The sequence below is a fragment of the Paenibacillus glycanilyticus genome, assembly GCF_051200795.1.
Lineage (GTDB): Bacteria > Bacillota > Bacilli > Paenibacillales > Paenibacillaceae > Pristimantibacillus > Pristimantibacillus glycanilyticus.
Genome location: NZ_CP195155.1, coordinates 5648044 through 5664465, shown reverse-complemented (window position 1 = coordinate 5664465; position 16422 = coordinate 5648044). Strand labels below are relative to the sequence as shown.

13 protein-coding genes are annotated in these 16422 nt (G+C 48.6%); 10 read left to right on the top strand and 3 right to left on the bottom strand.

Translation table 11 applies throughout. The annotated features are described in order from the left end of the window. The first annotated feature begins 109 nt into the window (after positions 1-109). Genes ACR9FF_RS25460 through ACR9FF_RS25450 form a run of 3 tightly spaced genes read left to right on the top strand, consistent with a single transcriptional unit; the run spans position 110 to position 4991 of the window. Entirely contained in the window at positions 110-1630 is a 1521-nt protein-coding gene (locus ACR9FF_RS25460; RefSeq protein WP_201008243.1) for an ABC transporter substrate-binding protein, read from the top strand. A 35-nt stretch (positions 1631-1665) separates the two neighbouring features. Continuing rightward, positions 1666-3375 carry a sensor histidine kinase gene (locus ACR9FF_RS25455; RefSeq protein WP_435166145.1) on the top strand — a complete coding sequence of 570 codons (1710 nt, stop codon included), beginning with the start codon at positions 1666-1668 and terminating at the stop codon, positions 3373-3375. Next, positions 3336-4991, top strand: a complete 1656-nt coding sequence (locus tag ACR9FF_RS25450) for a response regulator transcription factor (protein ID WP_435166142.1) — start codon at positions 3336-3338, stop codon at positions 4989-4991. Before ACR9FF_RS25455 ends, ACR9FF_RS25450 begins: the two co-directional genes overlap by 40 nt. Positions 4992-5008: 17 nt before the next feature. Here the strand turns inward: ACR9FF_RS25450 and ACR9FF_RS25445 are convergent, their stop codons facing one another. Further along, the gene (locus ACR9FF_RS25445) at positions 5009-5935 is read right to left on the bottom strand and encodes a helix-turn-helix domain-containing protein (RefSeq protein WP_435166139.1); all 927 of its coding nucleotides are present in this window, start codon (positions 5933-5935) and stop codon (positions 5009-5011) included. A 214-nt stretch (positions 5936-6149) separates the two neighbouring features. Between ACR9FF_RS25445 and ACR9FF_RS25440 the strand changes: the two genes are divergently transcribed. The 6 genes from ACR9FF_RS25440 to ACR9FF_RS25415 all read left to right on the top strand — a co-directional run bounded on the left by ACR9FF_RS25440 (position 6150) and on the right by ACR9FF_RS25415 (position 13426). Next, positions 6150-7454, top strand: a complete 1305-nt coding sequence (locus ACR9FF_RS25440) for an ABC transporter substrate-binding protein (RefSeq protein ID WP_435166136.1) — start codon at positions 6150-6152, stop codon at positions 7452-7454. Between the two features lie 69 nt (positions 7455-7523). Next, a complete protein-coding gene (locus tag ACR9FF_RS25435; RefSeq protein WP_435166133.1) occupies positions 7524-8396 on the top strand; it encodes a carbohydrate ABC transporter permease in 873 nt (290 codons plus the stop codon). Between the two features lie 9 nt (positions 8397-8405). Continuing rightward, the gene (locus ACR9FF_RS25430; RefSeq protein ID WP_435166130.1) at positions 8406-9272 is read left to right on the top strand and encodes a carbohydrate ABC transporter permease; all 867 of its coding nucleotides are present in this window, start codon (positions 8406-8408) and stop codon (positions 9270-9272) included. Between the two features lie 7 nt (positions 9273-9279). After that, positions 9280-10755 carry a sulfatase gene (locus ACR9FF_RS25425; RefSeq protein ID WP_435166127.1) on the top strand — a complete coding sequence of 492 codons (1476 nt, stop codon included), beginning with the start codon at positions 9280-9282 and terminating at the stop codon, positions 10753-10755. Between the two features lie 175 nt (positions 10756-10930). Beyond that, on the top strand, positions 10931-11788 hold the full coding sequence (locus ACR9FF_RS25420) for a sugar phosphate isomerase/epimerase family protein (protein WP_435166124.1): 858 nt from the start codon (positions 10931-10933) through the stop codon (positions 11786-11788). Positions 11789-11926: 138 nt separating this feature from the next. Beyond that, positions 11927-13426, top strand: a complete 1500-nt coding sequence (locus ACR9FF_RS25415) for an ATP-binding protein (protein WP_435166121.1) — start codon at positions 11927-11929, stop codon at positions 13424-13426. 41 nt (positions 13427-13467) lie between these two features. Here ACR9FF_RS25415 and ACR9FF_RS25410 read toward each other — a convergent pair whose 3' ends face one another. Beyond that, positions 13468-13650 (bottom strand): hypothetical protein, encoded by a 183-nt coding sequence (locus tag ACR9FF_RS25410; protein ID WP_435166118.1) that lies wholly within the window; start codon positions 13648-13650, stop codon positions 13468-13470. A gap of 66 nt (positions 13651-13716) precedes the next feature. After that, positions 13717-15402 carry a ribonuclease J gene (locus ACR9FF_RS25405; RefSeq protein WP_201008237.1) on the bottom strand — a complete coding sequence of 562 codons (1686 nt, stop codon included), beginning with the start codon at positions 15400-15402 and terminating at the stop codon, positions 13717-13719. A gap of 161 nt (positions 15403-15563) precedes the next feature. Here ACR9FF_RS25405 and ACR9FF_RS25400 point away from each other — a divergent pair, with 161 nt between their 5' ends. Next, positions 15564-16400, top strand: coding sequence for a radical SAM protein (locus ACR9FF_RS25400; protein ID WP_435166115.1), 837 nt, complete (start codon positions 15564-15566; stop codon positions 16398-16400). Positions 16401-16422: the final 22 nt, after the last annotated feature.

The window sequence follows — 16422 nt, the reverse complement described above, 5'->3', positions numbered from 1 at the left end:
AGCGTCCATGCGCTCCTGTTCTATGACGGCAGCATATTCACGTTATTGGAATTAGTGTAGACTAGCATTGAGACTCGAGACTCTATGGTGAAGGGGAAGCCTTACAAAGATGAAGCGTGCTGTGATCGGTACCGTTGCGATACTTTTCTTATCTCTCTTATTCGCCTTATTCAGCCATTATATAAACCTTGACTCCTCCCAATCGCCAGGACCCCTTCATTCCGATACAGCGGATAACGCGGGAAAAGACGTACCGGAATCCTTTGTCACGCTGAAGGTGATTATGCCTGGAGACCAGTCGTCTCGCATGGGCGATTTTGTCGAGAATGAACTGAACGACCGGCTCAAGAAAGATTTGAACATGAACTTGGAATTGACTTATATTCCATGGTCCAATTACCAGCAAAAATTGGAGCTGGCCCTATCCACCGGAGAAGATTACGACTTGTTCTGGTATGGCGCGCCGTTCGTCTCCGTTTATTACAGCAAAGGCTATATTCAGCCGTTAGATGAGCTTCTTGGCCAATACGGGCAGGATCTTGTTAAACATATACCCGAGGATAATTTCAAGCAGAACCGGATCGACGGGAAGCTTTGGGCGATACCCTCTCAGGCATTTACATCCGCCGGGAAATTCTCCTCCGTCATGGTCCGTCAGGACTTGCTGGAGAAGGTCGGCATGACGGACATTGAGACGATAGCGGATCTGGAACAATTCTATCAACGCATGCACGCGATAGATCCGAGCTATTACGGCTATTTGGAAACCGACCGCGGGCATGAATTGTTATGGCGAGAGTTGACGGACCGGAACTATTCTTCCTTGGACGAGAGAATGCTGTTTATGGTGGACGAGGATTCGGGAGAGCTGCTCAGCTACGTGGAGTCCGATCTGTACAAGAAAGTAGCTCATTTACGCGAGTCCTGGGTGAACAAGGGGATTATCGACATGAACCTCGTGGGGAATCCGGCTGCGAAGATCGATCAGGAGAATGCGGGCAAGCTTCTTTTCCGCGTGGGCGCTGTTTCCCGGGCGATGGAAAATCTGCAAACGGCGCGGAATGCCGATCCGGAAGCGAGGCTCCGCGAGTACTATCTGGCGAAAGAGAAGCCCAAGTATATTACGACGCCAAGCAATGAAGCGTTTATGATTACTTCCGCGTCGAAAAATCCGGAACGCGCGATGATGTTTATGAATTGGATTTTGCAAAGCAAAGAAAATTACAACTTTATTATTTACGGGGTTGAAGGAAAGGATTATGTGCTGGATAACGGTAAAATCAAGCAATTGACTAATGATCAGCTGATGTATGAATGGATGTGGCGGAACAAGGATTATTTTATCGCTCCGGCTAACGTAGAGGATGACGTGATCGAGGATATGCTTGCGAACGACGAGAATTCCCGCATCTCCAAGCTATCCGGATTCCACTTCAACGAAGCTCCCGTTAAGAACGAGATCGCGCAAGTGATGGCGGTCTATAAAGAAAAATTCGAGCCTATCAACTTCGGGATAGCCAGTTACGACCAATATTATGACGATGCCCTCGCAGCTCTCAAGAAAGCGGGCTTTGATATTGTTTTTGCCGAATTGAAAAAGCAGTTCTCCGAATTTCAACGCCAGCATTAAATGCCATGAGCAAGAGGCTGAGAGGACGATCAGTCATGAGCAGATTCAACATATTTACCAAATTGATCGCTACGTTGTTGATTTTACTTATCCCGATCCTGCTCCTGTTTGCGGTGTCGAACCGAACAAGCACGGATGTGTTGACCGATGAAATTATAAAGGTGAAGCGGTATCAGATCGAAACGTTCGCCAATCAGCTCGACCAATTGTTCTTCCGGCTGGATACGTATAAGAAAATGCTGTACGAAAGCACGGACGTGCGAAATTTAGCGTATCCCGATTTATTGGACGATGTGCTGGGCAAATACAGAGTTAATCGAACCGTCTCGGAAGAAATTAACCGGCTTGCCGGTTACGGCGATTGGAAAGCCGTCATTGCGGTTCTCTATCCCAAGACCGGTATCGTCATCAAAAGCAACTCCAGCTTGAATGCGCTTCCGAAGGAGTTTCCCCTGCAGGATACCTTTTGGCAGTACTATTCCGATTCTAACGAGGATTATTTCATGGAAATCTTGTCTTATCCCGAGAACTCGGCGGAGACGGGCGAGGCGCGTATGCGGGTTGTGCTTAAATTCGGCGTGTCCGCGCTTCGAAGCGCCTTGTCGGAATTCAAAGCGAATGGCTCGGGCGATCCGTTCCTGTACCATCCCGGAGCGGACCCTATCTATAATTATTCGGTTAACGTAAAACAAATCGACGAATTTCTTCCCCGGCTTAAGGAGATCGATCCTTCAACGGAAAGCGGGTACATGCTTCTTCGATCCGACAAAACGAAGTATCAGGTTCATTATCAGAAGCTGGAATCGCTTGGCTGGTATCTCGTCGACTATGTACCGATCAGCCATATCATGGCGCCGATCAGCCGGAACCAGACCATGTTTTACCTCATAAGCGGCATGCTTCTGTTCATGGGGGCTTATCTGGCTTTCGTGATGTACCGCAACATTCAAATTCCGTTTCGGAAGATGATCCGGAACATGAATCTGATCGAGAAAGGGATTTATTCCGTAAGGATGACGGATAAGCCCAAGGGGGAATACCGGTTTCTGTACGACAGATTTAACTCCATGGCCTCCAAGATCGAGGAGCTGATCGTAGATGTATACAAGGAACAGCTCAGGTCCAAGGATGCAACGCTGAAGCAGCTGCAGTCGCAGATCAATCCGCATTTTTTGTACAACACGCTTGCTTATATCAAAAGCATGATAGAGCTCAAGGAAAATAAAGCCGCTATCTCGATGACCATGAACTTAAGCAAGTATTACCGGTATACGACTAAGACGGGAAGCAAAATGGTGAGGCTGCAAGAGGAGCTGGACTTGATCCATTTCTATCTGGAAATTCATTGCATGCTGAGGGATGACTTCGAATATCAGATCGAGATTGAGCCGCAGCTCGCTGAGCTCGAAGTTCCGCGGTTAATCGTACAGCCGCTTGTAGAGAATGTCATCCTGCATTCGTTCAATAACCAATCCGAATTCGGCATGATCCGCATTAGATGCTGGAGCGAAGAAGGAATGAACCATGTAGCGGTGGAGGACAATGGCACTGGGGGCGATTACGAAACGATTGAATCGATGCGCAAGAAGATTCATTCGAGCAGCGAGGAAATTGAATCCGGTCTGAAAAACGTTCACCAACGCCTGCGGTTAATGTACGGCAGCGATTCGGGCGTACATCTCAGCAAATCGGAGTTAGGCGGACTATGCGTGCAACTAAGCTGGAGCGGCAAGGAAGGTGTGTAGGCATGTACGAAATTTTGATTGTGGACGATCATACGCATTTGGTTGACAGCTTGGCCATTGGACTTCCGTGGGAGCAAATGGGGATTTCCAATGTCTACAAGGCCTATTCAGGCGAAGAAGCTCTAGAGCTGCTGAATTACCGCTCCGTCGATATCGTGGTAACGGATATTCATATGAACGGGATGACCGGACTTGAATTGATTGCCCGAATCAATGAAAAATGGAAAAATACGAAGGCGGTTATTATAACCGGCTATGATGAATTTCAATATGCGAGGGAAGCGATTCAGCAGCAGGTATGCGACTATCTATTAAAACCGGTATCGAATGAGGAATTGGAGCAGACGCTGCGCACCATTATCGATCGGATTAGGGAAGAAGGAAACGAGCTGCTCAATCAGCAGAAATTCGCTTACCGGTTCCGCGAAAGCCTGCCCAAATTAAGAGAAATGTTCCTGTTCGAATTGTTATCCGGCAAAAGCTACCCGTTATCGGCTTTGCAGGACAAGCTTCAATTGTACGGACTTCCTTTTTCCGCCGAGAAGGAAGCCATTCTCTTGTGCATGAGAGTTGAGGAAGACTATTCGAATACGGATCTCTATAGTCTTTCGTTGATCGAATACGCCATGTTTAATATTGTGGAAGAGGTTTTTGCGGACAAATATCATGTGGCGTATTGCAAGGATTCGCATGATTATTTGATTTTTCTGGTTCAGCCTAATCCGTCTGTGCAATCAGGCAGAGACCACTCTGCGATAATAGAAGACTTGGCGAGGCTCTCCCAGCATCAGATCAAGCTTTATTTGAAGTCGAAGGTTTCCGTTGTGCTTAGCAGCTGGGGCGGGTTCCCGAACGATATTTTGCCCATGTACCATTCTGCATTATCAATCTACACCGATTATATCGGCTACCAGACCGAAAGCTTTTTTGACGCGAAGCAAAAAAAAGAGGTTTTCGAAATCCAGCCGCTTGCGGAGCTTTATCGTTCCCAAACGTTTATGGAATTGATCGATTTGGAGCAATGGAACGGATTCGAGAGCAAGCTGAACCGGATATTCGTAGAGCTTGAAGGCGCGGGCGGCGGAGCGCGCGAATACGGGCTGCAAATCTACGTTACCTTGCTGCAAACCTATTCTTATTATTTGCACAAGAAGGGCAAACGAATTTACGAAGTGTTCGGAAGAGAAATCGATAAGATGCTGAAGATTGATGCCGGCTGGAGCGTGGAGCCGTTAAAGGAATGGGCGTTCGGCAGCTATGTTCAAATCAAAGCCTATAGCGACAGCCGTTCGGACAACATACGGTCTGACCTGATGGAACGAATCCGCCGGTTCATACAAGAAAATATAAAGGATATAACTCTGCAAACGGTGGCCGATCATGTCAATCTGCATCCCGTCTATGTATCCAACCTGTTTAAACAGGAGACAAAGGAAAATTTCTCGAACTACGTGCTTCGGCTGCGAATGGAGAAAGCGGTGCAATTGTTGAGGCACAAGGACTTAAAGATAAGCCAAATCGCGCATGAGGTCGGCTACCAGAAGCCGCAGTATTTCATTAAGCTGTTTAAGACCCAATACGGAATGACGCCGCAGGAGTTTAAGAACGGTTTATGAAAAGTTGGCTAAAGCTTTTACTCCCTCGAAGCAATCCTTTTTCTATACGCCTGAGGAGATATATTCTCGGCTTGCTGAAATGCCCGCGAGAAGTGATGCTGGTCCTGGAAACCGATCATTCTGGCAATCTCCTTCAAGGGATAGGAGGTTAGCATAAGCAAGTCTCTTGCCCGCTGCAGCCGAACGTGACGGACGTATTTTACGGGGGAAATGCCGTAAGCGGCTTGAAAGAGAGTACGGAGCTGCTCCTTGCTAAGCGACACAAAATCGGCCATCTCATCCAGGGTAGGAGGTTCATGCAGCCGCTTCTCCACGTAATCGCATACCTCAAATACCCGGTTATCGAAGGCGACAGGTTCGTCGGGCAGGCGGGACCGGAGCGTCTGGCATAGCAATTGCACCCATAACGTGCCCTTGGCGCGAATCCGGAGATGGCGTATCGTCTGATCCGTATTCAGCTTGAACACCGGATAGGACCCGCTTCCTTTCTCCATGGATTTCACATCCTTATCGTCGAAGAGCTGGATGAAATCGTTGTACTCGTCCGCGAGGCATCTCCATTCGGCGATGAGCCGATTAATCTCTTCCTGCGGGATATCGGAGACGATAGGGGGGAAGCTGTAGGACCGGATTAAATCAATGACGCCAATCGTAGCTTCGCAGGCAAGAGACAAGTAGCAGAAAGGCTCATCTTGACCAACCTCCTTCCAGGACTGCGCCGATTTCGAGGGGATCGATACGATATCGCCGGCCTTCACCTTGTAAGAGACATGGTTCAGCTCAATGGTTGCCGTGCCGGACAGGACGAGCCAAAAGGCGGTGTATGGAAAAATAAACAAATGGCGATGATGGACATCCGTTAATCGCCATTCCTTCAGCCAGCGGATGTTGATGTTGACATGATCAAGCGAGCTTTGATTGCTGAATTCCATAAAGTTGTTCATTTCCCAATCCCCCTTAACTATAAAAATCTGTATTTTTGAAACATTAATCTTCATTTCTGATAAATACTCGAAAAGGGCTAGATGCTATAATACTAAACATTGATAAGCATAAATACAAGTAATCCAGCAGGAATAGTGAACTTGCATTTCAGACCGGAAAACCGGATGGCGCGCTGCTTGTCTCAACATTATGTATTGGCAGGGGGAAGCCTATATGAAAAAAGTTACGCTTGGTCTTGCGGTAGTGCTCTCAACGGCAGCTATCTTATCGGCATGTTCGTCGGGGAATTCGGAGAGCAGTGCCAGCAGCGCTAATGCTTCTTCGAACGGTACGGAAAAGTCAGAGAAGGTAACCTTGAAATTCTGGTATCCGGGAACGGACGAAATTTTGACAGGGGCGGTTACGGATGTCATTACGAAGTTCGAACAAGCCCATCCCGATATCCATGTGGAGCCTACGTTTATCCCTTGGGCGGATTATTTTCAAAAATTGACGGTCGCTTATTCGGGAGGTCTGCAGCCAGACGTTCATGGCTTAGGCTTTGGTCAGCTCATCTCGACGGTAAATCAAGGTAAATACCTGGATTTAACGCCATACATTCAAAAGGATCAGTGGGCGGGCGAGAAAGATTTCTTCCCTGATATTCTTGAGGCGGGACAATATAAGGGCGGTCAGTACGGCCTGCTTCTTCCGGAAATTCGGCCATTGGCGTGGCGCAAGGATTTCTTCAAGGAAGCCGGTCTTGATCCCGAGACTCCACCTAAAACATTTGACGAAATATTCGATTTTGCAGAAAAGCTTAAGGTCGTAAATGGCGGTACAACGGAACGCGCGGGTATTGATATTCAGACTTCAAACGGAGAACAATCGTATTTATCGCTGCTGTTCTTGCTCGGCGAAGACTTCTACGATACGGATGGTAACCCTACGTTTGATTCGCCAAAATCGATAGAGCTGGTGCAAAAGATGGTTGATTTATATAAATCCGGCGCCATTATTCCATCGAACCAGCAGCAGATAAACGGCACTCCGTTCCAAAACAGCCAAGCCGCCATATCCTTCACTTCCGCGCAAGGCATTGCAGAGCTCCGGAAAACGGTTGGGGAAGAGAACATCGGATGGGCACTGCCGCCGGCAGGTCCCGAAGGGGAACGAACAGCGCTGATGCTTGGCACATTCCTGACTGCCGCCCAGAAGACGAAGCATCCGGAAGCAGCCTGGGAGTTTATCAAATTCTTCTTCGAGGATGACAATGTATTGGAGTTTACGACAAAGACCGGCGCTATTCCGCCGCTTCAATCGTTGAAGGACGACTATGTGAAGCTAGGCCCGGCGTACGCTGCGGCATTTGAGGCTTTAAACGACGCGAAAGGCTATGGTGCCTCCGGAAATTGGGCAATTAACGTGAAATATTTGCGCCTCGCGCTGGAGGAAGCCTATAACGGGATCCGTCCTGTTGAAGAGGCTTTGAAGGCGAACGCGGATCTGGCAAGAGAGGAGATCGAGAGCGCCAAGTAAGGGAGATTAAGAGGAGAGCGGCCCGGAAAGTCATAACGGGCTGTTTTCCCTGTCCGGGAGGCACGACTAATGAACAAGGGGTTAAACCGCTTCATTCCGTATATGCTTATATTCCCAAGCGTCGTTTTGTTCGTATTGTTTATTTTGCTGCCGATCGTTTGGGTGCTCTATTTAAGCTTTACGGACTATACGATGCTGAATGCTCCGGAATGGGTAGGCTTCAAAAACTTTGAACGTCTGTGGAGAGACGAAATCTTTCATCGGGCTGTGAAAAATACGGCGTTGTATTGGATCGGTACAGTTATTCCAAGCATGGTTATCGGACTTATCCTGGCTAACTTGCTGGCCTTGAGGCTTCGGGGGCTCGCCCTTTTTCGGGCATTCTTGTATTTGCCTGGGGTTATTTCATCCGTAGCGGTCGCGATGACCTGGTTGTGGTTGTTTGATCCGCGCCAAGGACCTATTAACGGCTTCCTTAAGTTAATCGGTTTGGAAGGCCGCAACTGGCTGCAGGACCCGAAGACTTCGCTAAGCTCCGTTATTCTAATTGGGATTTGGGTTGGCATCGGTTACGCCATGATTATTTTTCTCTCCGGTATTCAGAGTATCTCGGAAAGCTTATATGAAGCCGCAAGTCTCGACGGGGCGTCCGGCTTACGCAAGTTCTGGCATATTACAATACCGCTGCTTAAGCCGATGACGCTGTTCCTTTTTATTACCGCTACGATTCGTTCTTTCCAGGTATTCGATCTTGTCTTCGTGCTGACGGGAGGCGGTCCGGCCAATTCCAGTACGACCGTCGTTACCCAAATCGTAGGGGCAAGCTTTCAGGAGTATAAAATGGGCTATGCGTCGGCCATGGCCGTATTCCTCCTCGCCGCAACCTTTGTTGTGACGGTTATTCAATACGCCGTGGGCAGCCGGAATGCGTCGGCCGAATAGAGGTGAACAATGAAACTGACAAAAACAGAACAAGGCATGGCGTATTTCGTCCTTGTCTTGATCTCTGCGATAACGGTCTTACCGCTTCTGATCGCTTTCTTCACCTCCATGAAGGGAGATGCCGAATTTTCGCTTGGAGCCATGAGTCTCTTGCCGGAAACCTGGCATCTGGACAATTATGCGAAAGCTTTGCAGAAGGGGGATTGGCCTACTTATTTCAAAAATACCGCCATCGTCACGATTGTTGTCGTAATCGGAAGCCTGCTGATCAACTCGCTTTCGGGCTTTACTTTCGCTCGTATTTCCTTTAAAGGCAATCAGCCTATCTTCCTGGCCATGCTGGCGGGGATGATGGTGCCTGCACAGGTTGTCATTATCCCGCAATTTCTGATTATGAAGTCGATTCCGCTATTTGGAGGGAATAACTTTGTTGGCTCGGGAGGCAACGGCTGGCTGGATAGCTATTATGCTCTAATCATACCCGAGTTGGCAGGGGCATTTGGTATCTTTATGGCACGTCAGTTTTATTTGCAGTTTCCGAAGGCGCTTGACGAAGCGGCTTTTATTGACGGAGCGGGCTATCTGCGTTTATTCTTTACGATTTATTTGCCGCAGAGCGGGCCGCTGGTTGCGACGCTTGGCATCTTCAAGTTCGTTAGCGTATGGAATGATTTCTTCCATCCGTTAATTTACACGAACAGCGAGTCGATGCGGACGCTTCAGCTTGGCCTGCAAGTGTTCCGAGGCGAGCATGGGGTTCAATACAACCTGCTCATGGCAGCGTCCCTGCTCGTATCGCTTCCGATTATCGTGATGTTCTTCGTGTTTCAGAAGCAGTTCATTCGCAGCGTTATGGCGTCCAGTGTGAAAGGATGAGGAATAGATGAAAGCCATTATGGTCATGTTTGACACGTTAAATCGGCATATGTTATCCGCATATGGCGGGCCGGATTGGATTCGAACCCCAAATTTCAAGCGATTGGCGGAACGGACCGTCGTGTTCGATAAAAGCTACGTCGGGAGCATGCCCTGCATGCCGGCCCGCCGCGAGCTGCATACGGGAAGATATAATTTCCTGCATCGCAGCTGGGGACCGCTCGAGCCCTTTGACGATTCCGCAATCGAACGATTGGGTGAAGCGGGCGTGTATACCCATTTAATTACCGACCATCAGCATTATTGGGAAGATGGAGGCGGGACCTATCATCCGCGTTATCAGTCATTCGAGCTGATCAGAGGCCAAGAAGGAGATCCATGGAAGGGAGAGGTTCGTAATCCGGAAAGCGTCAATCTGAACAACCTTCATCCCATTGCCCGCAAAATGTACCGTCAGGATCGGATTAACCGCAAATATATTGTAGATGCCGGTCAATTTCCGCAGGCGTTGACGTTCGCCGGGGGGCTGGAGTTTATCGAGACCAATCATGAGGAAGATAACTGGTTTCTCCAGCTTGAGACGTTTGACCCGCATGAGCCTTTCTACAGTCCGGAGGAATTCAAGAAGCTCTACGAGCATGAGTATGAGGGTCGGCTTGCCGATTGGCCCGTGTATGGTCCGGTTACGGAATCACCGGAAGAAGTAGAGCATATGCGCTACGAATATGCAGCCTTGCTGACGATGTGCGATCATTATTTAGGGAAAGTTCTTGATACGATGGACCGCCTTGATCTGTGGAAGGATACGCTGCTGATCGTAAACACGGACCACGGTTTCCTGCTGGGCGAGCATGAGCAATGGGCCAAATGCGTACAGCCATTCTACAATGAAGTAGCGCATACGCCGCTCTTTATCTGGGATCCGCGGACAGGAGTCAAGGGCGAGCGAAGAAACAGCCTGGTGCAGACCATCGATCTTCCGGCGACGCTGCTCGACTTCTTCCAAGTGGAGCTGCCGAAGGATATGCAAGGGAAGCCATTGCGTTATACGATTGAGAAAGACGAGCCGGTTCGCGAAGCAGCGTTGTTCGGCATCCACGGCGGGCATGTTAACGTGACGGACGGCCGTTATGTGTATATGAAGGCGGCGGCGTCCAAAGACAATACGCCGCTGTACGATTACACGTTGATGCCTACGCATATGCGCAGCCGGTTCCATCCGAATGAGCTGCAGCAATTGGAGCTGGCCAAGCCATTTACATTTACGAAAGGCATCAAAACGCTCCGCATTCCGGCAAAGACTTTTGGAAATCTGCATGAATACGGTACTTTGTTATTCGATGTCGAATTGGATCCGCGGCAAACCCAGCCTTTGGACAATGCGGAGGTTGAGGCAAGGATGGTAAAGCTGCTGACACAGCTGATGAAAGAGAACGATTCGCCAGTCGAGCAATATGAACGTCTAGGTCTTGAGAATACGTAAAAGTAACGAATCAAAACCAACTGGTTTCCAAATGAATCCAGTTGGTTTTTGGCGTGAGCTGCAATCCTCCATATCCGCAATATCCAAACCATGGTATTATTCTGATAGATAGGTAAACTAGCTTGGCTATAACGTGAATGAATGAGTCAGCCATAAAGGGGAGGAAGATTCAGCGATGAAATTTGGGATCAGCACCTATAGCTACTATCAAGCGCTTCAATCAGGGGAAATGGACGTTATTGACGTCATTGCCACGATTGCCGAAATTGGCGGCGAGCATGTTGAAATTGTGCCGCTTGGCTTCAATTTGACGGAGAATCCGGAATTAATTGATGACATCCGCCGTAAAGCGGACGAGGTGGGCATTGTTATCTCCAATTATCTGATAGGAGCCAATTTCGCCGTTAAAAGCGAAGCGGAATACGAGCAAGAGATTGAGCGGGTTATGCGGGAAGTGGATATTGCGGCGAAGCTTGGCGTTGGTCTGATGCGCCACGACGTGGCATCGTCGCCGGATACGTCGATCCGAAATTTCAACAACGAGCTTCCCAAGCTGGCAGAGGCTTGCCGCCGGATCGCCGATTACGCGGCTGCGAAGGGAATTACGACAACGGTTGAAAACCACGGTTATTTCCTTCAAGCCAGCGATCGCGTCCAGGCTCTCCTGCATGCAACGGACCGGGACAATTTCAAAACAACGCTGGACGTCGGCAACTTCGTCTGCGTAGACGAAAATCCGGCTGTTGGCGTCTCCAATAATATCGAGTATGCGGCTATGGTACATATTAAAGACTTCTATGTGCGTCATCCCGAAAGCGACCTTGGAGACGGCTGGTTCCGCTCCGCACGTGGCAATTATTTGCGTGGAGCCATTGTAGGCCAAGGCGATATCGACATGCGCCGGGTGCTCGGCATTGTGAAAAGCTCCGGCTATGACGGCTATATTTCCGTTGAGTTCGAAGGCTTGGAGCCATGCCGTTTCGGCGTTCAGCAGGGGCTCAATCAATTGAAGAAGATCTGGCAATCTCTTTAATAAGGCCTAACAGAGGAGCGATACTAACGCTCCTCTTTTTGTTCGCGATATAGCAGTAAATTTGTTTCCCGCTATTCCGATTTAACATAAGGAGTGTATAATCACTACTAGAAAAAGACGGGAATGTAGGTGGATGCCATGCTGTCGCTAAGAGATCACTTCCAACATGAACTGTTCGTGAATCAAAATAGCGAGCTGACGCAATTTTTATTAAACCGGATTTTGAGCATGAGATCGGAATTCGTCTGCATTACGACCTTCCATGACGGCGAATTTATTTACGCCAACGATTCCGTTGTTCGAAGGTTGGGCTATAGTGACGAAGAGCTGCTTAAGCTTAATGTTTTTGATCTGGGGATTTGGACGAACGCGGTGGAGCGGGACAATGTCATGTCGGCTTTGGAGGAGAGCGGATTGATCCAGGATTTAGAGATCGAGGTCAGAGACCGGCAGAATAATATCGTGACCTGCGTCCTGAATTTGGAGCTGATCAACATCTTGGCGAAGCCGTGTATTCTGATCGCGGGCAGAGATATCTCGATCGTGAAAGCCATCGAGAAAAATAAATACGATGAAATGAAAGAAGAGCTTCTGCAGACGGTTCGTTCCGTGAACGGCTTTGTGATTCAAATGAAGAAGAGGGAAGACGGCGAGCTTTATTACGTCCTGGCCGAAGGGAGAATCGCGGAGGAGCTTGGTTATACGACGGCTAACAGCTATGGGAAAACGGTCAGGGAAATATTCCCTTCTCTCTACAAGACGGAGGGGCAATATTATGACCGGATTCTTCAAGGGGAAACGATCAGCTTCGAAACCGAGCTGCACGGAAGAAGCTTATACAAGACCTTAATCCCTTATTACAACCAGGGCCGCGTTACGGGAATTATTGCAACGGCCGTCGATATTTCCGAACGGAAAAACATTGAAAAGATGCTGCGCTTGTCGGAGATGAATGCGGCGCTTGGCGAATTGGCTGTCGGCGTGGCGCATGAGATTAGAAATCCGCTGACGGGCATACGGGGATTTGTTCAGCTGTTAGGCGAAACATTGAAAAGGTATGGCATTGAGAAAGAGCAGCGCTATGTCGACCTCATCCAGACGGAGCTTTCCCGCATTAACGACCTGGTCAGCGAAATGTTATGGCTCCGCAAGCCCAAAGAGAGCAGCATGGAAACGATCGATATGTTGAAGCTGGTAAACGATATTCTTCCCCTCATCCAAGTGGATACGAATATGAACAATATCCAGATGGACACTTACGGGGTTGTGGCCGGCAGGTCGATTAAAGCCAATGTCGCTCTTTTGAAGCAGGTCATTTTGAATCTATGCAAGAACAGCATTGAAGCGATGGAATCGGGAGGCAGACTGGTCCTTGGGCTGCGGGAAGCAGATCATACCGTCACTTTGTTCGTTCAGGATTCGGGGCCGGGAATTCCGCCTGACGTGATGGATAAGCTGTTTACGCCGTTTTTCACGACCAAACAGTCAGGTAATGGCTTAGGGCTGTTTATCTCCAAGCAAATTATTGTTGAAATGGGCGGGGAGCTGACGATAGAGACGAGTTCAACAGGGACCGTCGTGTCCGTTACTTTTCCCGTGGAGATGGATAATGATCAGGATGAAGAAAAGAGTATTTGATCGCGAAAAGATCAAATACTCTTTTTTGCCAGTATTCCTTTTTACTCGTTATGCGTGTCGACGATTTCTTCCATTACGGAGGAAGGCTCCTGACTGGCTGCAAGCACTTCTTGGTCGGTTTGGTTGGTGCCTTGCATTTGTTCAGCAGCTTGCGCTTGACGGTTTAATTGCTTCTCTACTTGTCCGATTCCATGAGCGCCTTGATGGCCGCGGCTTGATGTCATAGGTTTCTCCACCTTTCTTCTATGTCGTGCAACCGGTATATTAATCGGCCTGAATAGTATATCCAGCTAAACCAGAATAATGATCGGAAGTATCATGGGTCTGCGTTTTGTTTTGGCGTACAGGAATTTTCCGACCGACTCTTTCAAGCTTTGCTTGTAGAGATTCCAAGGCTTATGGAGCTTGTTCTCCTTCTCCAGCAGCTGTTCCATTTCCTGGAGCGTGATCCGGTGTACTTCCTCCATTAATCCTTCCGATTCCTTGACGAATACGAAACCGCGGGAAATAATGTCCGGTCCGGACACAATCTTGTTGTCGTTCTTCCCGATCGTAACCACAATAATGAGAATGCCGTCGGCAGACAGCACCTTGCGGTCGCGCAGCACCACGTTGCCTACATCGCCGATCCCTAGCCCGTCGACGTAGGTATCTCCATTCGTAACGCTTCTTTCGTGAAAAGCCTCCGAGCCTGCAAAGTCCACGACATCGCCGTTATTCAGGATAAAGATATTGTTTGCTTTTACCCCAACGGATTCGGCTAATTCGCGATGCAAGTGCAGCATCCGGTATTCGCCGTGTATGGGAATAAAATATTGCGGCTTCATAAGCGTAAGCATCAGCTTCAGCTCTTCCTGGCTGGCATGTCCGGATACATGCATGCCGGTGCTCGATCCGGAGCCGTAAATGACCTTGGCTTTTCTTTCGAACAGATTGTCCACGATTCGGGCAACATTCCGCTCGTTCCCCGGAATAGGGGAGGAGGCGAAAATAACGGTATCGCCCGGATGAACGGCTATCTGCCGATGATTGCCGCTGGCAATCCGCCCCAATGCGGCCATAGGCTCGCCTTGACTGCCCGTGCACATCACCGTGATTTCATTTCGTTTGTATTTATTGACTTCGGCAATGTCCACCAGCATATTGGGAGGCATATTGAGGTAGCCCAACGTAGAGGCGATATCCACCACATTAACCATGCTTCTGCCGGCCAGGGCGATTTTTCGGTCGGTTTTGACCGAGGCGTCAATTATTTGCTGAAGCCGATGGACATTGGATGCGAATGTTGTGATAAAAATCATGCCGTCCGCATTATAGAAAGCTTCCTGAATATTCGCCCCAACCAGACGCTCGGATGGGGTAAAGCCCGGACGTTCCGCATTGGTGCTTTCGGATAACAGCGCTAATACGCCGTTTTTCCCGATCTCCGCCATCTTGTGAATATCGGCGTATTGGTTATTAACCGGAGTAAGATCAAATTTGAAATCCCCGGTATGGACCACCGTTCCTTGGGGAGTATGGAATACGATGCCTAGGCAATCCGGAATACTGTGGTTAGTGCTGAAAAAGCTGACGGGAACCGATCCCAAGGTAATCTCCGACTGCGGTTCAATCTGATGAAGGGTTGTTGAACCCAGCAGACCATGTTCTTTCAGCTTCCCTTTGATTAGACCAAGCGTAAGCCTTGTTGCATAAATAGGCATGTTTAATTGTTTAATAATATAGGGGATTCCGCCAATATGATCTTCATGACCGTGCGTGACGACAAGGCCGCGGACTTTGTTCTCATTTTCGATGAGATACGTAATATCCGGAATAATCACATCAATGCCAAGCAAGCTTTCATCCGGAAATTTCGATCCGCAGTCTACAACGATCAGATCTTCGCCGCATTCGATGACGTACATGTTTTTTCCGATTTCATTAACTCCGCCAAGAGGAATAACCGATAATTTGTGATTCTGATTTGCTGCCATGCGTGCCTCCGCCTATCCATGTTTGTTATTTTCTTTATTTGGTTGGTTTACCCGTTCCCAAAGGTCATTATTCCAGAAGAGATTGATTAAAAGTTGAAGTTTAGTTATGATATTGGGTAGAACGTATGTTCTTATTTGTTTTTTGAAGAAAGGGGATTGCCATGGCTGTCGAGATCAGAGATATCGTCTCCAAGAGTATTCTAAGCGAAGCAAAGGGTTACTTGGATATCGGCTTTACCCATTCCCTTAATCCATATAGCGGGTGTTCGTTTGCCTGCAAATATTGCTATGTGAGAGAAATGCCGATCCAGAAGTTCAAACAGATCCCATGGGGAGAATGGGTGGACATTAAGACAAATGCCGCAGACATTTACCGGAACGAAGTGAATAAGCTGCGCCGGAAAAATAAGCCGATTAATATCTTTATGTCCTCGGCAACGGATCCTTATCAGCCAATCGAGCGGGAAGCGGGGATTACAAGGCGGATTTTGCAGGAAATGCTGGAGGCTCCTCCCGATCTGATTCAGATCCAGACGCGCAGCCCGCTTATTAGGAAGGACCTCGATCTTATCGTGTTGCTCAAGGACAAATGCGAGGTTCTAGTATCGATGACGGTAGAGACGGACCGCGAGGATATGAAGCGGTTATTTGCTCCCTACGCGCCGGGTATCAAGCTGCGGCTGAAGGCTCTGAAAGAGGTGCATGACGCCGGGATAATGACGCAAGCTGCAATCTCTCCGGTTCTGCCGTTTACGCCTGACTTTCCTAAGGTACTGGAAGGAATAGCGGACCGGATCTGGATCGATACGCTAACGATCGGAGATGGTTCCATGGGGAAGAGGTCCAAGCGTTTAGGCATGCCTCAGCTGTTTGATGACCATGACCTGACGGATTGGTACCGCAGCGATATTCATTCCAGAGTCGAGTCGTACTTTCGGTCTTTCTATCCAAGCGAGATGATCCATGTGTCGAAGAGCGAAGCATTTCCGCTTAATTAAGCATGAATTTCAGTAGCCCTTT